The organism is Paeniglutamicibacter psychrophenolicus, from assembly GCF_030812255.1.
In the GTDB taxonomy this organism is placed as follows: Bacteria; Actinomycetota; Actinomycetes; order Actinomycetales; family Micrococcaceae; genus Paeniglutamicibacter; species Paeniglutamicibacter psychrophenolicus_A.
This window is the reverse complement of the sequence record NZ_JAUSSH010000007.1, coordinates 65,544-86,929: the sequence shown is the minus strand read 5'-3', so window position 1 is coordinate 86,929 and position 21,386 is coordinate 65,544. Positions and strand designations below refer to the sequence as shown.

General features: G+C 67.8%; 13 protein-coding genes. 4 read left to right on the top strand and 9 right to left on the bottom strand.

Going from position 1 to position 21,386, the window contains the following annotated elements; translation table 11 throughout:
* Window positions 1–59: 59 nt before the first annotated feature.
* Genes J2T21_RS11430 through J2T21_RS11420 form a run of 3 tightly spaced genes read right to left on the bottom strand, consistent with a single transcriptional unit; the run spans window position 60 to window position 4,673 of the window.
* On the bottom strand, window positions 60–1,241 hold the full coding sequence (locus J2T21_RS11430; RefSeq protein WP_307581496.1) for an alkaline phosphatase family protein: 1,182 nt from the start codon (window positions 1,239–1,241) through the stop codon (window positions 60–62).
* 23 nt (window positions 1,242–1,264) lie between these two features.
* A complete protein-coding gene (locus tag J2T21_RS11425) occupies window positions 1,265–1,939 on the bottom strand; it encodes a DUF5998 family protein (protein ID WP_071213405.1) in 675 nt (224 codons plus the stop codon).
* A gap of 31 nt (window positions 1,940–1,970) precedes the next feature.
* Window positions 1,971–4,673, bottom strand: a complete 2,703-nt coding sequence (locus J2T21_RS11420) for a bifunctional acetate--CoA ligase family protein/GNAT family N-acetyltransferase (protein ID WP_307581495.1) — start codon at window positions 4,671–4,673, stop codon at window positions 1,971–1,973.
* A 125-nt stretch (window positions 4,674–4,798) separates the two neighbouring features.
* On the opposite strand from J2T21_RS11420, the gene J2T21_RS11415 reads away from it, so the two are divergent.
* Entirely contained in the window at window positions 4,799–7,456 is a 2,658-nt protein-coding gene (locus tag J2T21_RS11415) for a DNA gyrase/topoisomerase IV subunit A (protein ID WP_307581494.1), read from the top strand.
* 731 nt (window positions 7,457–8,187) lie between these two features.
* On the opposite strand, the gene cydD is transcribed toward J2T21_RS11415, so the two are convergent.
* The 3 genes from cydD to J2T21_RS11400 are packed head-to-tail and all read right to left on the bottom strand — an operon-like array spanning window position 8,188 to window position 14,177.
* Window positions 8,188–11,523 carry a thiol reductant ABC exporter subunit CydD gene (gene cydD, locus J2T21_RS11410; protein ID WP_307581493.1) on the bottom strand — a complete coding sequence of 1,112 codons (3,336 nt, stop codon included), beginning with the start codon at window positions 11,521–11,523 and terminating at the stop codon, window positions 8,188–8,190.
* 25 nt (window positions 11,524–11,548) lie between these two features.
* A complete protein-coding gene (gene cydB, locus J2T21_RS11405; protein WP_307581492.1) occupies window positions 11,549–12,571 on the bottom strand; it encodes a cytochrome d ubiquinol oxidase subunit II in 1,023 nt (340 codons plus the stop codon).
* A gap of 31 nt (window positions 12,572–12,602) precedes the next feature.
* Window positions 12,603–14,177, bottom strand: a complete 1,575-nt coding sequence (locus J2T21_RS11400) for a cytochrome ubiquinol oxidase subunit I (protein ID WP_307581491.1) — start codon at window positions 14,175–14,177, stop codon at window positions 12,603–12,605.
* Between the two features lie 204 nt (window positions 14,178–14,381).
* Here J2T21_RS11400 and J2T21_RS11395 point away from each other — a divergent pair, with 204 nt between their 5' ends.
* Window positions 14,382–14,756: a BlaI/MecI/CopY family transcriptional regulator gene (locus J2T21_RS11395; protein WP_113760959.1), complete on the top strand. Its 375-nt coding sequence runs from the start codon at window positions 14,382–14,384 to the stop codon at window positions 14,754–14,756.
* Window positions 14,757–14,780: 24 nt separating this feature from the next.
* The gene (locus J2T21_RS11390; protein ID WP_307581490.1) at window positions 14,781–15,743 is read left to right on the top strand and encodes a M56 family metallopeptidase; all 963 of its coding nucleotides are present in this window, start codon (window positions 14,781–14,783) and stop codon (window positions 15,741–15,743) included.
* A gap of 84 nt (window positions 15,744–15,827) precedes the next feature.
* On the opposite strand, the gene J2T21_RS11385 is transcribed toward J2T21_RS11390, so the two are convergent.
* Window positions 15,828–17,933: a DNA gyrase/topoisomerase IV subunit B gene (locus J2T21_RS11385; protein WP_307581489.1), complete on the bottom strand. Its 2,106-nt coding sequence runs from the start codon at window positions 17,931–17,933 to the stop codon at window positions 15,828–15,830.
* A 198-nt stretch (window positions 17,934–18,131) separates the two neighbouring features.
* Here J2T21_RS11385 and J2T21_RS11380 point away from each other — a divergent pair, with 198 nt between their 5' ends.
* Window positions 18,132–18,356 (top strand): DUF7455 domain-containing protein, encoded by a 225-nt coding sequence (locus J2T21_RS11380; RefSeq protein WP_071213473.1) that lies wholly within the window; start codon window positions 18,132–18,134, stop codon window positions 18,354–18,356.
* Window positions 18,357–18,561: 205 nt separating this feature from the next.
* On the opposite strand, the gene J2T21_RS11375 is transcribed toward J2T21_RS11380, so the two are convergent.
* The gene (locus tag J2T21_RS11375) at window positions 18,562–19,794 is read right to left on the bottom strand and encodes an RNA polymerase sigma factor (RefSeq protein ID WP_071213474.1); all 1,233 of its coding nucleotides are present in this window, start codon (window positions 19,792–19,794) and stop codon (window positions 18,562–18,564) included.
* 296 nt (window positions 19,795–20,090) lie between these two features.
* Window positions 20,091–21,248, bottom strand: coding sequence for a DUF4192 domain-containing protein (locus tag J2T21_RS11370; protein ID WP_307581488.1), 1,158 nt, complete (start codon window positions 21,246–21,248; stop codon window positions 20,091–20,093).
* Window positions 21,249–21,386 lie beyond the last annotated feature (138 nt).

The following is a 21,386-nucleotide window of genomic DNA, read 5'->3' as shown; positions in this document are numbered from 1 at the left end:
GAAGGGCCCGCACCCGGCATGTTTCCCATGCCGGGTGCGGGCCCTTGGCGTTGGTGCCGCTACTTCTTCGCGGGCTTCGCCAGCACCAGCAGCGGGACCTCGCACTCGGCGCGGGTCATCGATCCGTGCTGCCCGACCATCGCGAACGCCGCGGGCTTGACCCTGCGCCCGTCCAGGAACGCCACGTCCTCGGCGGCCAGGATCAGCAGGTCCCCGATGCGGTCGCGCACCGCCTCGGCCACCGGCCCGAACAGCCCGTGCGCAATTGCCTCGTCGCGGGAAAGGACCCAGGCCTTGGCGCCAAAGCGTTCGCGCCAGGCCTCGGCCACGGCCTCGCGCCGGGCTGCGGAGGTGCCGGCGTCGAAGTGCAGCTGCACCCCGCGCGGTTCCCCGGCGGTCAGTTCCACCCCGTCGACAAGGTCGGGGAATTCGGAGTAGTCGATCCGCCACTTCTCCTCCACGTCGACCATCCCGTGGTCGGCGGTCAGCAGCAGCAGCGTGCCGGCCGGAACGCGGGCGGCCAGGGTCCGCATGAGCGAGTCCAGGTCCTCCAGCGCGTTGCCCCATTGCGCCGAGCCCTTGCCGTGGCGGTGCCCGGCCTTGTCCAGCTCGTTGAAGTAGCAATAGACCAGGGCGCGCGGGTTGGCCGCCAGGACCTCGCAGGTGGCCCGCACGCGGGCATGCGTGGATTCGGCCGGCATGAAGACCGGGCCGCGCAGCGCCGCCGCGGTCAGCGCCGAGCCCTTGAACTGGGACAGGGACACCGTGGCGGTGTGCACCCCGGCCTCGGCGGCCTTCTCGAAGACCGTCGGGTGCGGTTGCCAGGAGTGCGGGTCAAGGTCCTTGGGCCAGCCGCCGAGCTGGTTCACCACGCGGCGGCGGGCCGGATCCACGGAGTCGTAGCCGACCACCCCGTGTTGCCCCGGAGGCAGGCCGGTGCCCAGGGACGCCAGCGAGGCCGCGGTGGTGGAGGGGAAGGAGGAGAGCAGGGTCTGGGAGTTCTCCATGAGCTTGCGCAGGAACGGGGCGTGTCCCCCGCGCGAGCGCAGCAGCGCCTTGCCCAGCCCGTCGACCATCACCACGGCGATGCGGTTGGCCGCCGGAAGCCCCAGGTGGTTGTCGAAGCCCGGCACCCCCAGCGCGGCGGCGGCGCTGGGAAGCAGCTCGGCGATGGTCTTGCTGCCGTAGGGCGGGGCCGCCGGAAGTGCGGAGGCCGGGGTCTTGCGGGTGCTGGTTGCCAAGATGCGTGTGCCTTTCCGGGGCCTTAGCCCTGGTGGGTGTTGCGGCCGAAGCGCGAGCCGACGCGGCCGCGGACCTCTGCCGCTGGTGCCGGAAGGACGGTGCGCACCTCGGTGCCGCGCGGGGCGGAGGCCCGGCGCATGGCCTTGGCGAAGCTGCGGGCTGCGGTCACGGCCTTGACGCCGTCGGCCTCGGCGCTGACGCGCAGCACCAGGTCCTCCTGCTGGGAGGTGCCGGTGTAGCCGTGGTCGGCATCGCAGTTGGGGTCCGCGCACCCGGCCGGGGCCAGGTCGATGCGCTGGGCGCCGGCCCAGGCGATGCCCAGGGTCAGTTCCTTGACCATGTCGCCGGTGCGGTAGTTCTGCGGCTGGTGGTAGACGTAGCTGGTGGCCACGGTCGCGACCTTGGAAAGCTGGACCAGCTCGGTGGAGATCTGGGCCATGACTTCCTTGCCCTTTTCGTCGAGCTGCTGGTCATCGACATGGGTGACCAGCAGGACGTCCTCGGCCAGCACCAGCACGGTGATGTGGCGGTGGACCTCGTGCTGGTCGAAGTGGGTCTCCAGGTGCACCAGGTGGCCGCCGGGTTCACGGCCGTCGAGGGCCTCGTCAATGACGTCCGCAACGATCTTGGGGTAGAAACCCGCGCGGTTGAGGTCAGCTTGCAGGTCCGGGTCCGAGGCAGAAGAAAGGGGGGTCATGCCCTCCAGTCTACCTAAGGGCGCCGACGGCTCAGTGGCTCATGGCCCGCCGGGCCGAATCGGTGCGCTGCTCCGCGTTGCCCAGCCAGGTGTCCACGCCGAGCACCACCGTGCCGCTGGCGTTGGCCATGACCGGATTGATCTCCAGCAAGGACACCTCCGGGTGGTTGTCCTTCAGCGTCGCCACGCGGTTGACCAGGTCCTCGATCGCCGCCAGGTCCACCGCGGGAAGCCCCTGGTAGCCGCGCAGCCGGGCCGCGGCCCGCGGGGTGCCCACCAGGTCCGAGAGGTCGGTGGTGGTCAGCGGCGGGATCCCGTGCGCCCAGTCGTCGAGCAGGTTCACCGCGTCCCCGGCCAGCCCGAAGGAGACCACCGGGCCCAGCAGCGGATCCTCGACCGCGCGGATGACGCAGCCCTGGCCGGCCGGGGCCATGGACTGGATCTCCAGGTCGGTGGCCCCGTACGGGTCCAGGACTTCGCGCATGTGCGCGATGTTCGAGCGCAGCGAGGATTCATCGGTGATGTTCAGCCGGACCCCGCCCAGATCCAGGCGGTGGCGCAGGTGTTCGTCGCGGGCCTTGATGGCCACCGGCCAGCCCAGCCGCGCGGCGGCGGCAACGGCCTGGTCGGCGGTCTCGAATCCGGCGGATTCGAGCACCCGGATCCCGTAGTGGCCCAGCAGCTCCGCGGCTTGCGCCTTGGACAGGTGCAGCAAATCCACCCCGACAACCGCGCCCAGCGCGTCCTCGATGAAGTCCGCGGCTGCCGCCACGTCGATGCCCTCCGGGGCGATGACCTCCCCGTGGGCCCGGGCGACCCAGCGCGCATAGCGGACAATGGCCGCCAGCGCGTTGACCGCGACCCCGGGGCTGGAGTAGCAGGGCAGCCCGTGGCCGCGCCCGTGGGCATCCGTGCCGGCATCGAGCAGCCCGTCGGCGGTGGACTCCGGGTCCAGCAGGCCGGTGAAGACGGCAACCACCGGCTTGCCCGAGGGTGCCGCGGCCTCGCGGAGGGCCCTGGCCAGCATGGCGTTGGTGAGCCCGGGTTCGGGCAGCAACGTGATGATCCCGCAATGCACCGCCGGGTTTTCCAGCGCCCGCACCAGGGCCGCGGCCAGCCGCGGCAGGGCGCGGGAGGCCCCGTCGTGCAGGGCGATGTCCGCATCGGAAACCGCGACTTCAAGCCCGTTCTGCCCGGCGGCGTCGGCGACCACCGAGGCCAGGGCCGCGGAGTTGGCCAGCACCGCGATCCCGTTTCCGGCCGGCAGCGGCTGGGCGGCGACGACCTGGGCGACCTCCAACAACTCCTCGTTGGTCCGCACCCGGATCACCCCGGATTGGCGCAGCATCGCATCGACCGCGGCAGCGGGCGCCTGGGTGGTGCGCACCGCGTGGCCCGGGGGCAGGCGCAGTCCCATGACATCGGACTTGGCCACGATCACGGGCTTGGAGTGCGAGAGCCGGCGGGCGATGCGGGAGAACTTGCGCGGGTTGCCGAAGGATTCCAGGTACAGGCCGACCGCGCTCGTGGCGGTGTCGTCCTCCCAGAACTGCATGGCGTCGTTGCCCGAGACATCGGCCCGGTTCCCCGCCGAGACGATCGAGGAGACCCCGACGCCGCGGCGCACCGAGGCAGCATAGAGCAGCACGCCCACGGCGGCGGATTGGCTGAACAGCCCCAAGGTTCCGCGCTTGGGCATGCCCGGGGCCACCGAGGCGTTCATGGAGGTGGCCGGATCGGTGTTCACCAGGCCCAGGGAGGCGGGGCCGATCACGCGCATGCCGTTGGCGCGGGCCAGGCGGACCAGGTCGCGCTGGTGCGCCAGCCCGGATTCGCCGTCCTTCTCGAAGCCGCCGGTGGCGATCAGCAGCCCCTTGGCACCCACCGCCGCGCATTCGGCGATGACCTGGTGGATTGATTCCTTGGGAACGGCAACCACGGCGAGGTCGATGGGTCCGGGGACTTCGGCCACGGAGGCGTAGCTGGCCAGCCCGCCGAGCTCGAAGGTCTGCGGGTTCACCGCGTACACGGTTCCGGTGTAGCCGCCCTCGATGATGTTGTGCAGCAGCGTGTGCCCGATGGTGCCCCATTCGCGGCTGGCGCCGATCACCGCGATGGAGGCCGGGGCCAGCAGCCCGGCCAGCGACTTGGCCTCGGCGCGGTGCTCGCGCGATTCCATCACCGCCCGGGATTTCTCGGTGGGGTCGATGGGGAACTCGAGCATCACCACGCCCTCGTCGAAGTGCCGCGCCACCGCGTAGCCGGCCTCGGCGAAGACCGTGAGCATTTTCCGGTTCTCCGGCAGCACCTCGGCGGAGAAGCGCTCGATGTCGTTCTCGCGCGCCGCCGCGGCCAGGTGTTCGAGCAGGATCGAGCCCACGCCCATGCCCTGGTAGGTGTCGGAAATGTTGAAGGCGACCTCGGCCTCGGCGGGGTCGTCGAGCCGGTCGTAGCGGCCCACCCCGATGATGTCCTCGCCGCGGATCACCACGAAAGCGACCCGGTCCACGTGGTTGACTTCGGTGAAGCGTTTGAGCTCTTTGGCCGTTAGCGCAGATTTGTACGTAAAATAGCGCATGTAGACGGAGGATTCCGACTGGCTCCGATGCATTTTTTGCAAATTGTCGGCGTCGGTTGGTTGAATCGGGCGTAGATGTGCCGTCGAGCCATTGCGCAAGACAACGTCCGCTTCCCAATGGGACGGATATTCACCGGGTTTACGACCATCCACCATAGGCTTAGCCTAGCGGCCGCCGCGACTCCGGCACTTGGATCGACGCGCCGGAACCGCAGCATGAACATGAACCTGGCCTTGCCAAAGGCCGGGCATCAGTACCGAATCGAGGATTCACACCCAATATGGCGCGCAAAAAGCCTGAACCACTGCCCGCGGATTTCGTGGAACACATCGTTGACATCGATGTGACCAAGGAAATGGAAGGCTCCTTCCTGGAGTACGCCTACTCGGTGATCTACTCCCGCGCCCTGCCCGATGCCCGCGACGGGCTCAAGCCGGTGCAGCGGCGCATCCTGTTCATGATGTCCGAGATGGGCCTGCGCCCGGAGCGCGGGCACGTGAAGAGCGCCCGCGTGGTCGGCGAGGTCATGGGCAAGCTGCACCCGCACGGCGACACCGCCATCTACGATGCGATGGTGCGCATGAGCCAGGGCTTCGCGCTGCGCCTTCCGCTGATCGACGGGCACGGGAACTTCGGTTCGCTGGACGACGGCCCGGCCGCCCCGCGCTACACCGAGGCGCGCCTGGGTGCCTCGGCGGTGGCGATGACCGCGAACCTGGACGAGGACGTCGTGGACTTCGTCCCCAACTACGACAACCAGTTCATGCAGCCGTCGGTGCTCCCGGCCGCCTTCCCGAACCTTTTGGTCAACGGCACCACCGGCATCGCCGTGGGCATGGCCACCAACATGGCACCGCACAACCTCGGCGAGGTCATCGCCGCGGCCCGGCACCTGATTGCCCACCCGGACGCCGACCTGGCGGCCATCATGAAGTTCGTCCCGGGCCCGGACATGCCCACCGGCGGCCGGGTCGTGGGACTGGACGGGATCCGCGACGCCTACCGCACCGGCCGGGGCACCTTCAAGACCCGGGCCAAGGTGGAGCTGGAGCAGATCACCGCGCGCCGGCAGGGCCTGGTGGTCACCGAGCTGCCGTACATGGTCGGCCCGGAAAAGGTGATCGAGAAGATCAAGGACGCGGTCAACGCCAAGAAGCTCACCGGCATCGCCGACGTGGTGGATTTGACCGACCGCAACCACGGGCTGCGCCTGGTCATCGAGCTGAAAAACGGCTTCAACCCCAACGCGGTGCTGGCCCAGCTGTTCAAGTTCACCCCGATGGAGGATTCCTTCGGCATCAACAACGTGGCCCTGGTCGAGGGCCAGCCGCGCACGCTGGGGCTGCTGGAGCTGCTCACCGTGTACGTGGAGCACCGGCTGCTGGTGGTGCGCCGCCGCACCAGCCACCGGCTGGCCAAGAAGCTGGACCGGCTGCACCTGGTCGAGGGCCTGCTCATCGCGATCGTCGACATCGACGAGGTCATCGCGATCATCCGCTCCTCCGACGAGACCGCCCAGGCCCGCGAGCGCCTGATGGCCATCTACGACCTTTCCGAGCTTCAGGCCAACCACATCCTGGAGCTGCGCCTGCGCCAGCTGACCAAGTTCTCCCGGCTGGAACTGGAGAAGGAAGCCGGGGAACTGCGCGCGGCCATCGAGGAACTCAAGGCGATCCTGGACTCCGACACCCTGCTGCGCGACCTGGTTTCCGGCGAGCTGGCCCAGATGAGCGAGAAGTTCGCCACCCCGCGCCGGACCGTGCTGCTGGAATCCGAGTCCGGGTCCCCGCTGAAGGGAACCGCCTTGCCGGCGGTGGCCACCACCGGCAAGGCGGCCCCGCTGAGCCTGGAAATCGCCGATGACCCGTGCCGGGTACTGCTTTCGGCCACCGGCCAGGTCGCCCGCATGTCCTCGGCCGACCCGCTGGACGGCGCCGGGGCACGGGTGAAGCACGATGTGCTCTCCTCCGTGGTGGCCACCAGCGCCCGCGGGGAGATCGGCGGGATCACATCCACCGGCCGGATGCTGCGCCTGCAGGTCGTTGACCTGCCGCTGCTGCCCCCGGCCCACGGATTCCCGCAGCTCACCGGCGGAGTGAGGGTCGACGAGTTCGCCCAGCTGGCCAAGGGCGAGAAGATGGTCGCCCTGGTGCCGCTGAACAAGGTCGTGGCGCTGGGCACCGCCAACGGCGTGGTCAAGCGGCTGGCCCCGGACTACCCGCTGAACCGCGACGAGTGGGAAGCGATCACGCTCAAGGACAACGACACCGTCATCGGCGCCGCCGTGGGCGAGGACGATGCGGAACTGGTCTTCGCCACCCGCGGTGCGCAGCTGCTGCGCTTTGCCGCCTCCACGGTGCGCCCCCAGGGCCGCACCGCCGGGGGCATGGCAGGGATCAAGCTGGGTGCCGATGACGCGGTGATCTTCTTCGGCGTCCTCGAGGCCGACGCCCAGGCCCCGGTCTTCGTCTCGATCGCCACGGGATCCAATACGCTGCCGGGCACCGCCTCGCACTCGGTGAAGGTCACCGACTTCGCCGAGTACCCGGCCAAGGGCCGGGCAACCGGCGGGGTGCGGGCGCACCGCTTCCTGAAGGGCGAGGACCACCTGGAACTGGCCTTTGCCGGTGCCGGCCCGGCGCGGGCGTCCTCCGCCGCCGGCGTGGTGCGGGCCCTGCCGACCGAGTACGCCAAGCGCGACGGCTCGGGCGTTCCGCTGGCCCAGGGCATCGACCTGCTCGGCGGCACCCCGGCGGCCGGGGGGAACGAGGCCAACGGCGCCTCGGAGCCGGAGGGGCAGTTGCCGCCCCCCGGATCCTCGAAGCGAGCGCCGCTGGTCGCGCCCGACCAGGACTCCCTGCCCTTTGCCGATTCGGGCGTGGTCGAGGTCGAGCCCGCCCGCCGGGTCGCGGTCCAGGACTCGCTGCTCGACGAGTAGCACCGCTGAACCGCCAACCGCGTGGTCCGGGGGCCTGCCCCGGACCACCCAGGCCCCCCGGCCAGGTCGTGAAGCCGGCGAAACTCCCGGCGTGTGAGCCCCCGGCGGATAGCGGTGTCCCCATGGCCGAAGACCGATGGATCCTGCCGGGAACCGTGATGTCCGTCGTGCTCCCGGCCACTGCCGTGGCCCGGTGGTCCACGCGCCGGCCGAACCGGGACCCGGACAACGCCGAAACACTCCCCCTGCCGAGGATCACCGCCATGGCGGGCCGGCTGGTAGCGCCGATCGGGCTGCTGCTCATCCCCTCCGCCGGCTCCGGCGCCATGGACCCGGAGGACCGGACGCCGATGCCCAACTGCGGCGTCGCACTGTTCCTTGTCGCGGCGCTGCCGGTGGCCGGCCACGTGAACTGGTACATCAAAATCCGCGACGACGAGACCATCCAACGCACCGTCGCGCGCCAACTGCGCACCATCGTCCACGACAACCTCGACAAATGCCGGAACTCCGGCAACGGTGCGGCGTCGATGCCCACGCTGTGGGGCTATGACGGTGTGGTGAGCACGTTCAATGCCGACGATTTCGACGCATCCCCGGTCCAGGCCGCCCTCGGGCGGCGCCGGGACGGGGCCCCGGTGCGCAACCATGTCTCGAGTGCCTTTGCCAAGCCAAAGGCCTGTATCCCGGGCCGAGGCGGTGGCCTTGGCCCGGGATGCAGGCCGCGGCGCCTAGACGCCCACCGGTACCCCGGTCTTCAGCTCGGCCAGGTCCACGACGTTGTCGGCGAGGGCCGCAACGGTGGCATCGTGGGTGACAACGAGCACCGCGCGGTCGCGCAGCGCCCCGCGCAGGTCCTCCATGAGTTCCACTGCCTCATCGGCACCGAGGTGGGCAGTGGGCTCATCGAGCAGCAGCACCGCGGAGCGGGCGACCAGTGCGCGGGCCACGGCCAGGCGCTGGCGCTGCCCGCCCGAGAGGTGGTGTCCGCCGGAACCGATGCGCTGCTCCAGACCGCCGGGCAGTGCCTCAATCCACCGGCCCAGGCCCACCTGCTCCAGCACGGCCACCAGCTCGCCGTCGCCGGGCTGATCCTCGAGGCCGCGGCCCAGGCACAGGTTGGAGCGGACCGTGGAATCGAAGAGATGCGCCTCCTGCGGGCACCAGGACACCGCGGCCAGGTCGGCGGGGGTTGCTTCCATCCATCGGCCGCCGCGGTGCTTGACCTGCACCGTTCCCCCAAGTGGCGGAAGGGCCCCCAGGAACGTGGCAAGAATGGTTGATTTGCCGGCTCCGGATTCCCCGGTCAGGCCCACCCAGCGACCTGCCTCAACCTCGATGTCTGCGTGTTCAATGACCGGCAGGCTTTCATCCCAGCCCGCGCTGACATTGGAGAGCCGGATGCCCATGGCGGGTTGCCGGGCTCCGTCCTGCCTCGGGGCTTCCTCGTCCACGGGCGGGGCGTGAACCGGGGCAGCCTCGATGTTGGCCCACACGCGTTTGAGCACGTCGTCGAGCTGCGGCAGCTGCTGGACCGAGGTTGCGGTGTTGGCGATCGGTTCGCCCAGGGCAAGGAGCAGCAGCCCGGCAACGGCTGCTGCCTCTCCCCCGCCGGTTGTCACGGCGACGGCCAGCACCGCGGCGACGGCACTGAGCAAGGCTGCGCCGCCCTGGGCCAGGCCCGCACCGCGGGCCGTGGCCCGGAGCGATGCCGTCGCCTCGGCGTCTTCACCGGCGAACCGCGCAAGGGCGGTGCCTGCGGCATGGTTGGCGCGCAGGTCGGGCGCGGCCCGCAACAGGGTCGGGACCCTGAAGCCCAGCCAGATGCGGTGTTCGCTCACGGCAATGGTGGTGCGCTTTTCGGCGGCCAGCACTGCCAGCGGAAGCGCGGCGAAGGCGAGCACGCCCAGCAGCAGCGACAGCCACAGGGCCTGCGGCGCCCAGAAACCGATCCCGATGCTGACTACGACCCAGGTGGCCACGCCGGCAACCGGCGGGACCAGCACCCGCGGAACCGCATCGCGGACCTCGTCGACCTCGGCCACCAGGTGTCCCAGCGCCGCACCGGAGCGGGTGAGCCCGCCCCACATCTTCGGTTGGGCGACAAGCGCATCCCAGAGCCGCTGGCGCAGGTTGCCGGAGAATCGCAGCACCGCATCGTGGATCTTGAGCTGTTCGGCGTAGCGGAGCACCGAGCGGCCGATGCCGAAGGTGCGCACCCCGACGATGGCGACCATCAGGTGGAGCATGGGCGGCTGGTGGCTGGCTGTGACGATCAGCCAGCCGGAAATCCCGGTCAGGCCCACGCCGAAGAGCGCGGCCAGCACCGCCAGCAGCAACCCCAGGCCCAGGCCGCCCCGGAACCACGGCAGCGAACGCAGCAGGTTCCAGTGGCACAGCGTGCGCTTGGAAGCGGGCGCCTGGTCCAAGCGGAGCTCGGGTGCACCCGGGCGCGGGATCTGCGAACCGGTCTGGGGCCCCGGACGGCTGGCGGCGGGCGCATCCCGGCCGCGCAGCGAGGCCGCCAGCGCGCGGTCATGGGTTGCCACGAGCAGTGCACAGCCAATCGAAAGCCGATTCAGTGCCGCCCTGATGCGGGCGGCCGAGACCTCGTCGAGGTGCGCCGTCGGTTCGTCGGCCAGGACCAGTTCGACGTCGGGATCCGTGGCAACACGGGCCAGCACCCGGGCCACTGCGACGCGGCGCAATTCCCCCGGGCTGCAATCGACGAGCCTGCGTTCGGCCAGGTGGGTGATGTTCGCATCTTCACACACCCTGGCGAGGCCCGCTTCATCCAGCAGGTTCCGTGCGTGGAGCATGATTTCGCCGCGCACGGTTTCCTCGGTGAACCGCGGGTGCTGGGAGATCCAGGCGGCACGTTCGGGGCGCACGGCGATGCTGCCCTCCAGGCCGCTTGCAGCAAGCTGCCCGAGCACCGCATGCAACAGCGTGCTCTTGCCGGTGCCGCTGGCCCCGTCCAGGACGTGGACCCGGCCGCGCCCAAGCTCGAGGTCAAGGTTTTCCAACACCGGTTCGGTGCGTCCGGGGTGGCGCACCGTGAGGTTGCGGATTTCAAGCACGTTCGCCGCGGACGGGCACCTCGTGGCACCTGCAGCCGGTTCGGGGGTGCCGCCCGCGATGAACTTTTCGCTGCGTTCCAGCGCCTCGACCCCGTCCTCGGAGGCGTGGTAGGCGGCACCGAGTTCGCGCAGCGGAAGGTAGGCCTCCGGGGCCAGGACCAGCGCCAGCAGCCCGGCTTCGAGTCCCATGTGCCCGTAGACCAGCCGCACGCCGATGAACACCGCGACCACCGCCACCGAGATCGTGGCAATCAGTTCGAGGGCAAGGCCGGAAAGGAATGCGGTGCGCAGGGTTTTCATGCTGCTTTCCCGGTATCCCTCGGAGACCTGCGCCAGGGCGCGGCCCTTGCCCTTGGCCCGGCGCAGGCCGATCAGCGCCGGCAGGCCCTGGGCGAGTTCAAGCAGCTGGTTCGACAGCCGGTCCAGCCCGGCGGCGGCCGCCTTGACCCGTTCGACGGTATGCAGGCCGATGAGGATCATGAACACCGGAACCAGCGGCAAGGTCAGCACGATCACCAGGGCCGAGACCCAGTCGGCCACCAGCACCCGCGCCACGACCATGACCGGGACGACCATTGCGGCGACCACGGCCGGCAGGTACTTGGTGTAGTAGTTGTCCAATCCGTCGAGCCCGCGGCTGGCCAGGGCCGCAAGTGCCCCGTGGTCCTGGCCCGATCCGGTTTCCGCACCGTTTCCGGACAGGCCCGCGTTCATGAGCTGCCCGCGCAGCTTCTCCTTGGACCCAAGCCCCGCATGCCGTGCCGCGAATTGGGTGCCCCAGACGGCGCCGGCGCGCAGCAGCGCGCCGGCAAGCCCCAGGGCCAGCAGCCTTTGCACATCGGCGGTGCCGGTGCCGGCCAGCTGGGCGATGGCCGTGGCCAGGGCATCGGCGAGCAGGATCAGCCCGATGGCCTTGAGCGCTGCCAGCCCGGCGAGCAGTGCCAGCACAATACGCGATCCGGTCCCTGCGGGCAGTACGGGTTTCATGGCGTGGGTCTTCTCCTGCCGGTGCTCAGACGATCGGGGTCACGGCGTGGGCGTCGGGGATGTGGGCCTCGCTGATGCGCTTGCGGAACACCCAGTAGGTCCATCCCTGGTAGGCCAGCACCAGCGGCAGCCCGAACGCCGCCACGATGCTCATGAGCCCCAGCGTGTAGGGGCTGGAGGATGCGTTGGCGACGGTCAGGTTGTAGGCGGCGTCGATGGTGGAGGGCAGCACGTTGGGGTAGGCGGCCGTGAAGATCGCCGCCACCCCTGCCAGCAGGAAGATGCCCATCCCGGTGAAGGCCAGGCCCTCGTTGGTCTTGCGGGCATGGATCCAGGCGAACACCAGTGCGCACACGGCCAGTCCCAGCGGGGCCAGTGCCGTGGCGCTGTGGTTCAGCAGCACCACGGCCACCGCCCACGCGGCCAGCGGCAGGAGTGCCAGCGGGAGCCAGCGGGCCAGGATCCGGGCGGCCCGCGTGCGGATCTCCCCGTCGGTCTTCAACCCGAGGAATGCCAGGCCCTGGACCAGGCAGAAGGCGACGACCCCGATCCCGCCCAGGACCGCATACATGTTGAACCAGGCGAAGGGCCCGCCGACGCGGTCGCCGTTGGCGTCCAGCGGCAGTCCGGTGGTGCTCAGCGCGAGCATCGCCCCGACACCGAACGCCGCGGTGAAGGATCCGAGGCAGATCGCCCAGTCCCAGGCGTTGCGCGCGGTCCGGGTGTGGGCCTTGCCGCGGTATTCGAACGCCACGGCACGGAAGATCAGTGCCACGAGCACCAGCACCAGCGGGACGTAGAGGGCGGAGAAGAGCGAGGCATACCAGTAGGGGAAGGCGGCGAAGGTCGCGGCGCCGGCGGTGATCAGCCACACCTCGTTGCCGTCCCAGACCGGCCCGATGGTGTTGAGCAGCACGCGGCGTTGCTTCTCGTTCCGGGCGAAGGTCTTCATGAGCATGCCCACGCCCAGGTCGAAGCCCTCGAGGAAGAGGTAGCCGCCCCAGAGCACTGCTATCAGGATGAACCACAAGGTGGGAAGGAATTCCACGAAAAAGTGTCCTAACTCGTTGGTCGGCAGGTCAGTAGGCGAAGGACAGCACGTCGGTGTCCTTCTGGCTGCCGTCGGGGCGGTCGTGCAGTTCGGGCATGGCCGATCCGATGCCGCCGCGCACGTAGCGGGTCAGCAGGACGACCTCGACCACGAGCAGGACCGCGTAGATCAGCGTGAGGACGATCAGCGAGAAGAGCATCTCCCCGGCGCTGACTCCCGGGGAGACTGCGGCGGCGGTGTACATGAACACCTGGTCGATGCCCTCGAAGCTCGGGTTGGGTGCCACGACGAAGGGCTGGCGGCCCATCTCGGTGAAGATCCAGCCGGCGGAGTTGGCCCCGAAGGGTGCCAGCATGCCGAACAGTGCCAGCCGGGAGATCCATTGGCTTTGCGGCACGGTTCCCTTGCGGGTCAGCCACAGGGCCACCGCGGCGGCCACCGCCGACAGGCCGCCGAGGGTGATCATCAGGCGGAAGCCCCAGTAGGTGACCTCCATGACCGGCAGGTAGTTGATTTCGGTTCCGGCGCGGTCGCCGTAGATCGGGTTGTCGGGCAGGTGGGTCCCGTACTTTTCCTGGTACTCCGGCAGCAGCGTGTTGACGCCCTTGACCTCGGTGGTGAAGTTGTCGTGCGCGAGGAAGGACAGCAGTCCCGGGATCTCAAACACCCCGACCACGTCGTCGCAGGTCGTTGCCCCGCCGCTGCGCAGGTCCCCGATGGACAGCAGGGAGAATCCGGTGCCGTCGTGGCATGCGGCTTCGGCCGCCGCCATCTTCATGGGCTGCTGCTGGATCATCAGCTGGGCCTGGGCGTGGCCGGAAAGGGCAACGCCCGCAAAGGCCACCATGGCAACGACCGCACCGATGCGCAGGGACTTGATCCAGACCCTGTAGTCGATCTTGTCGCGGTTCCTCCCCAGGGTGGCGGACTCCCCCACCACGACCTTTCCGTCGGCATCGACGGTGTCGATCCCGGATTGGCGGCGCCTGTACAGGTGGTACCAGGAGATGCCCAGCAGGAATCCGCCGGCCACCGCGAAGGCGCCGAAGATGGTGTGGGGGAAGGTGACCAGGGCGGTGTTGTTGGTGAACACGGCCCAGGCGTCGGTCATCACGGCCCGGCCGTTGATCATTTCGGTGCCCACCGGGTGCTGCATCCAGGAGTTGGCCACGAGGATGAAGTAGGCCGAGAGGATGCTGGCCAGCGAGGCGATCCAGATGGCGGCCAGGTGGATGCGCCTGGGCAACCTGTCCCAGCCGAAGATCCAGAGCCCGAGGAAGGTTGATTCGACGAAGAATGCCAGCAGGGCTTCCATGGCCAGCGGTGCGCCAAAGACGTCCCCGACGAACCGGCTGTATTCGCTCCAGGCCATGCCGAACTGGAATTCCTGGACGATGCCGGTGGCCACGCCCATGATGAAGTTGATGAGGAAGAGCTTTCCCCAGAACTTGGTCATGCGCAGGTATTCTTCCTTGCCGGTGCGGTGCCAGACGGTCTGCAGCACCGCGACCACCAGGCCCAGGCCAATGGTGAGAGGGACCATCAGGAAGTGATAAACGGTGGTGATACCAAATTGCCATCTGGCAATTTCCAGTGCATCCATGCCAAGCCCTTCATTGCCGGAATTCGCGGGCGCAATGTCGGCCCGTCGCCCCGAGTTCTACGTATCGTAGAACTCGTTTCTACTAACTGTAGAACATTCGGGCCGAACACGGTAAACTGGTGCCTAACGGGAGGTGCCCATGGTGCCGCCCGTTGACCCCTGCGTTAGCTGCACGGGGTCTGGAACACTTTGTAAGGAATTAGATTGGCCACTCTTGGCGACCTTGAACGCGCAGTAATGGATCTACTTTGGGATGCCGAAACCCCGCTCACGGCCAATGAACTTCGCGACCTGCTAGCGGCGCCCGGCGGCGTCGACAGCAAGGAACTTGCCGTGACCACCGTCCTGACGGTTCTGGCCAGGCTGGAAAAGAAGGGCTTGGTGGCGCGCGAACGCGACATCCGCCCGCACCGTTACACCTCGGTGACAAGCCGCGAGGAACACACCGTGTCCTTGATGAACGAAGCACTAGGTACCGTGCTGGATCGCGAAGCCGTGCTGGCGCGCTTCATCGGCGGGATCTCCGCCGAGGAAGCCCAGTCCCTGCGCCTGCTCCTCGATACCCCACGTAACGCCTAGCGACGATCGGCACGGTCACCGAACGTGCTGCTGACGTCCTATCTTCTGGCGGGACTCGCCTTGCTTCTTGCATGGCCGATACCCGTCGCACTTTCGCGCGCCCACTGGACCGCCAGATCCCCCTTTGCCGCGATGGTCGTGTGGCAGGCCATCGCCCTGGCCGGTGGGCTGTCGATGATCGGAGCGCTTCTTTTTTGGGGCCTCGATCCGCTGGGCGACACCCTGATCGGAGCGCTTGGCGGCGGGCTTCGGCTCGTCCTGGGTGACCCCGAGGCCAACTCCCCCGGCACCATCCACATCTTTGCGCTGAGCACCGCGGCCCTGCTGGGCTTCCACCTGGTCCTCACCCTGATCCGGGCGGCCTGGCGCATCACGCGCCAACGGGCACGGCACCGGCACATCCTTTCGCTGCTCACCGAGGAGTCCGCCGGCACCCCCGGCACGCTGGTCCTGGACCACGAGACGCCCATTGCCTACTGCCTGCCGGGCTTCACCGGCTCGGTCACGGTGCTCTCCCGCGGTCTGGTCAAGCGGCTGAGCCCCGAGGAGCTGCGCGCGGTCCTCGCCCACGAAAAGGCCCACCTGGAACAACGCCATGACCTGCTCTTGCTGGCCTTCGCTTCGTGGAACGACGCCCTGCCGTGGCTGCCGACCTCGAAGTTGTCGCTGGCCGCCGTCCAGGAGCTGGTCGAGATGCTTGCCGACGACGCAGCCCTGCGCGAGGTCAAGGCCCCGGTGCTGTTGCGTGCCCTGCTCACGGTTGCCACCGGCGCCCTGGGCGAACCGTCCGGCAAGTCCCCGGCACCCCTGCCGGCCGCCGCGACCGGTGGCGCCCCGACCGAGGAGCTTTCCTCGCATCGCCTGCGCCGCCTGCTGACGCCCAAGCCGCCGCTGTCCGCGGCCCTGCGCGCCACGATCCTGGCGGCGGCGCTGCTGCTCCTGGCGCTGCCGACCACCATGCTGGTGGCCCCGGGTCTCTTCAGCTGACCACCTGGCCCTCCCAAACCACACCCGTTAAGCAAAGGTCGGCGGATTCCCTCGATGGGAACCCGCCGACCTTTGCCTGTTGCCCTAGGCGTCGATGCGATCGCGCTCGAGGCGTTCGGCACCGGAGATGATGAATTCCTTGCGCGGCGCAACATCCGAACCCATCAGCAGGTCGAAGACCCGCTCGGCCGATTCCGCATGTTCCAGCCCCACCCGGCGCAGCGTCCGGTGGCGTGGATCCATGGTCGTTTCGGCCAGCTGGTCCGCGTCCATCTCACCCAGGCCCTTGTAGCGCTGGATCGGTTCCTTGTAGCGCTTGCCGGCCTTCTCCAGTGCGGCCAGCACCTCGTGCAGCTCGGTCTCCGAATAGGTGTACACCATCTCGTTGTCCTTGGCACCGTGGTTGATGACCTCGACCCGGTGCAGCGGCGGCACGGCCGCGTAGACCCGCCCGGCCTCGACCATGGGGCGCATGTAGCGGAAAAACAGCGTCAGCAGCAACGTGCGGATGTGCGCGCCATCGACGTCGGCATCGGTCATCAGCACGACCTTGCCGTAACGTGCCGCGGATATGTCAAAGCTGCGTCCCGAGCCGGCCCCCACGACCTGGATCAGGGCCGCGCATTCGGCGTTGGAGAGCATGTCCGCCACCGAGGCCTTCTGCACGTTCAGGATCTTGCCGCGGATCGGCAGCAGCGCCTGGAAATCCGAGGAACGCGCCAGCCGGGCGGTGCCCAATGCGCTGTCACCCTCGACGATGAACAGTTCGGTCTTCTCGGTGTCGGTGCTGCGGCAATCGGCCAGCTTGGTGGGAAGCGAAGAGGTTTCCAGGGCGTTCTTGCGCCGCTGGGTTTCCTTGTGGACGCGCGCGGAGATGCGCGACTTCATTTCGCTGACGACCTTTTCCAGGAGCATCGCTGCCTGGGTCTTGTCGCCCTTGGCGGTCGAGTTCAGCTTTGCCGCCAGGCTCTTTTCCACGACCTTGGCCACGATCTGGCGCACCGCGGAGGTGCCCAGGATCTCCTTGGTTTGGCCCTCGAACTGCGGTTCGGCCAGGCGAACGGTCAGCACTGCGGTGAGCCCGGCACCGACGTCGTCCTTCTCGATCTTGTCGTTGCCGACCTTGAGCTTGCGGGCATTGGCCTCGATGACCTTGCGGAAGGTCTTCAGCAGGGCCTGCTCGAAGCCCGTCTGGTGGGTGCCGCCCTTGGGCGTGGCGATGATGTTCACAAAGGAGCGCAGGGAGGTCTCATAGCCAATCCCCCAGCGCAGGGCAATGTCGACCTCGCAGGTGCGCTCGACCTCGGTGATCCTGCTGTGGCCGGACTCGTCAATGACGGGCACCGATTCCTTGAACGTACCCGAGCCGTGGAAACGCCAGATGTCGGTGACCGCTGCGTCGTTGGCCAGGTACTCCACGAACTCGGAAATCCCGCCGTCGTGGTGGAAGACCTCCTCGTAGGGGCCGTCTGCCCCCAGGGTGTCGGCCAGGCCGCGCTCGTCGCGCAACGTGATCTTCAGGCCCGGCACCAGGAAGGACGTCTGGCGGGCACGGGCCTGCAGCTCCGTGTAGGAGAACTTGGCATCGGGCGTGAAAATCTGGCGGTCGGCCCAGTACCGCACGCGGGTTCCGGTGACCCCGCGCTTGGCCTTGCCCACCACATCGAGGACCGAGGCCGTGGAAAACGGCTCGAAGGCCGTGTCGGGCTTGGGCTTGCCCGAGTCGGTGAAGCGGCCGGGCTCGCCGCGGCGGAACTGCATCCCGTAGGTCTTGCCGCCGCGGTCCACCTCGACGTCCAGGCGCGCCGAAAGCGCGTTGACCACGGAGGCGCCCACGCCGTGCAGGCCGCCGGAAGCGGTGTAGGAGCCTCCGCCGAACTTGCCGCCGGCGTGGAGCTTCGTGAAGACAACCTCGACACCGGAGAGCCCGGTCTTCGGCTCGATGTCCACCGGGATGCCGCGGCCGTCGTCGTGGATCTCCACCGATCCGTCCGGGTGCAGGAGGACCTTGATGGACTGTCCGTGGCCGGCGAGGGCTTCATCGACAGAGTTGTCGATGATTTCCCACAGGCAGTGCATCAGTCCACGCGAGTCGGTGGATCCGATGTACATGCCCGGACGTTTGCGAACCGCCTCGAGCCCCTCCAGGACGGATAGGTGTCGGGCGTTGTAGTCAGCGCTTTTGGCCACGGTTGTTAAAACTCCTCAAATCGTCGGAACGACGCTATCCACAATAGTCTCTGGCCCCGACAAATCGCTGAAGCGTGCCTCCAGTGAGCGGTAGCTCACCCCTCCCGGGGCTACGCGGTCAGCGAAAGCGCAATTATTCAAGAAGAAAACGGCCGGATAGCTGGTTGTATTGGATACACATCGAATAAGGAGGTCATCATGACAACGACGACGGTAACCCGAGAGCTGAATGCACTCGATCGTTGCGACCGGTGCGGTGCACAGGCTTTCGTGCGCGCGGTATTGGAGACCTCCGGTGGTGAACTCTTCTTCTGCGGACACCACGCACGAGCCGTGGAAGAAAAGTTGCGCCCCTTGACCAATGAATGGCAAGACGAAACGGCTCGCCTCTACGAGAAGCCCGTTTACGACGACGAGGACTAATCGGGTCATCGGCCACCGGCCGCATCGACCCCTTCAGCGGGACCCCGGCATCGCGCCGGGGTCCCGCGGGCGTTAAGCCGAAAAACACGTGTGCCAAGCACCTCTTGGTGAGTGGCATCATCCGGGGGAAACAAAAGGTGCCGGTGTCGACCCAGCAACGCTGGGTGCAACACCGGCACCTTTTCTTGGCCCTGGGGCCGGGTGCTTAATCGAGGTAGTCGCGAAGGACCTGCGACCGCGACGGGTGGCGCAGCTTCGACATCGTCTTCGATTCGATCTGGCGGATGCGTTCACGGGTCACACCGTAGACCTTGCCGATTTCGTCCAACGTCTTCGGCTGGCCGTCGGTCAGGCCGAAGCGCATGGCCACGACACCGGCCTCGCGCTCGGAGAGCGTATCGAGCACCGAGTGCAACTGTTCCTGCAGCAAGGTGAAGGACACGGCATCGGCCGGGACAACCGCTTCGGAGTCCTCGATGAGGTCGCCGAACTCGGAGTCGCCATCCTCGCCCAGCGGGGTGTGTAGGGAGATCGGCTCGCGGCCGTACTTCTGGACCTCGACGACCTTTTCGGGAGTCATGTCCAGTTCCTTGGCCAGCTCCTCCGGGGTGGGTTCGCGACCCAGGTCCTGGAGCATCTGGCGCTGCACGCGGGCCAGCTTGTTGATGACCTCGACCATGTGCACCGGGATGCGGATGGTGCGGGCCTGGTCGGCCATGGCACGGGTGATGGCCTGGCGGATCCACCAGGTGGCGTAGGTCGAGAACTTGAAGCCCTTGGTGTAGTCGAACTTCTCGACCGCACGGATCAGGCCCAGGTTGCCTTCCTGGATCAGGTCAAGGAAGAGCATTCCACGACCGGTGTAGCGCTTGGCCAGCGACACGACCAGTCGCAAGTTGGCCTCGAGCAGGTGGTTCTTGGCGATCTTGCCGTCATGCACGATCTGCTCGTAGTCCCAGCGCAGGCGCTTGTCCATCTTGTTGCCGGTGTCGGCAACGAGCTTCTCATTGGCGAAGAGCCCGGCCTCGATGCGCAACGCCAGGTCGACTTCCTGTTCGGCATTCAGCAAGGCAACCTTGCCGATCTGCTTCAGGTAGTCCTTGACCGGGTCGGCGGTGGCGCCGGCGACCATGACCTGCTGCTGCGGGGCATCGTCTTCGTCCGCGGTGAGGACAAATCCCCTGGAGTTTTCGTCAACCGGCGGGGCCTTGGGGGTTTCCTCGGCATCTTCGTCCGTCTCGACTTCGTCGGTCTCGACTTCCTCGTCGGCCTTCGCGGCCTTGGCACGGGACTTTGCAGGAGCCCGCTTGACGGCAGGCTTCTTCGCGGTGGCGGCCTTTGCGACAGCCGGCTTTGCAGCTGCCTTATCCGTAGTTGCATCCTGCGGATCGGCGGCAGCGCTTGCTGCCTTGCCATTGGTGGTCGTCTCAGAAGACACGAAATACCTTTCTCACGGTTCGTCCGCGATGCCACCTACCGGTAACACCACTATGACCCTGTCAAGTCCGCGTCCCGCCGGATAAAGGCGAGTCGGGAATCAGGGTCCAATAAGTGGAACGCCTTTTTCCCGCCATTTGTTCCCATCGAGAACCTCGATGGTGCTGGCTTGATAGCCATGGAGCACGAACCCAACCGGGTCTGTTGGTTAATAGTCTCTCACGTTTCGACCACGCGGGGATTCATTTGGCCCACGTGCGGGATGCAATGGGCCCGACCGGCACCGGTCTGTGCGGCTCAGGCGCTGAGCTGGCCTTCCAGCCGCAACCGCCAGGCGCGCTGCGGATCGGCCACCCATCCCGGCATCTCGCCGGTTTCCAGCAATTTCTTCATGAGCAGTGCCAGCCGGTATTCCGGGTCCTTCCCGAGAGCCGCGGCAAAGAGCGTCAGCGCGGAACTTCCCTTGCCCTTGGCCCAATTGATCCATCCCAGCAGGCACAGCAGCGCCGAGGCCTCCGTGCCCTCGGCGATTCCCAGCAGGTCCCGGCAGAAATACCAGAGACGATCGATCCGGGCCCAGTCCGGGGTGCATGATGAGGTGCCCAGCAGGAAATCGGAGAAGTCCTGGGATGCCGGCCCGAAGTCTTCGGCCCGGCTCACCTCCTTGAACGCCTCGACAGCACGCACCGCGCCACGTCCGGCCAGGAAGGGAAGGATATCGCGGACCATCCGGTCGTCGAGCGATACCAGGAGCGAGGCACAGAACGCCTCGTCGGTGCGCATCCTGCGTTCGGCGACCACGGGATCGGCTTCCAGCAGCTGGGCCCAGTCCCGGATCAGCGTTTCGCGCGGAACCTTTCCGTCGTACTCCTGCACCAGGATCCCCGCGTACTGCCGGATGGTTGCCTTGTTGGACCACGGAGCCACTCCGCTGCCGTCCCAAATGGTCTCTTCGGGAGCCGATCCCGCCACGACCATCCTGAGGTGGGTCTCGGTCAGCGCCAGGTCCGGCAGGTCAAAGCCCTCCGCCGGACAGCAGTTTTCACTGGCGCAGAAATAGCTGTGCCAGCGCTTGGCGCCCACGTTCCAGGCATCGCGAACGTGGATCCCGGAGCGCACCAGGGCGGGGGCGAGCCGTCGGACAAGATCGTGCCTGGGCAGCGAGTCATGCCCGTCCCCCGGGGTTTGCCCCGTGTAGAGGGCCATGAACACCGCCGTGGCCTCCGGGACCTTGTGCACCAGCTGGACCAGCTGCTCTGCCCACTGGACAGCTTGGTCCTGCCCGTTTTCGGGCCGCGGCAGGTCCACTCGCAGCGTGGCGGCCAGGCCCTGTCCCTGCATGATCAACAGGACCACCGCGTTGCGCGGGTAGAACCCCAAGGCGTGGGGGATGTATGCCAAGACCTCTTCGGGACTGGCCAGGGAAAAGCTGGAAGCTGAAGGCGTAGTAGTCATGCACACCATGCTTCCCTCGTGGTGCAGGGTTCGGCAGGGGGCATCCGGGCAGCTGTGGATGCCGCGGTTCCCGGGCCCCTGCTGCGTGTGCGGAACAGTCGAGGGACCGTCCGTTGGTGCCGGCGGGACCGGGGGAGA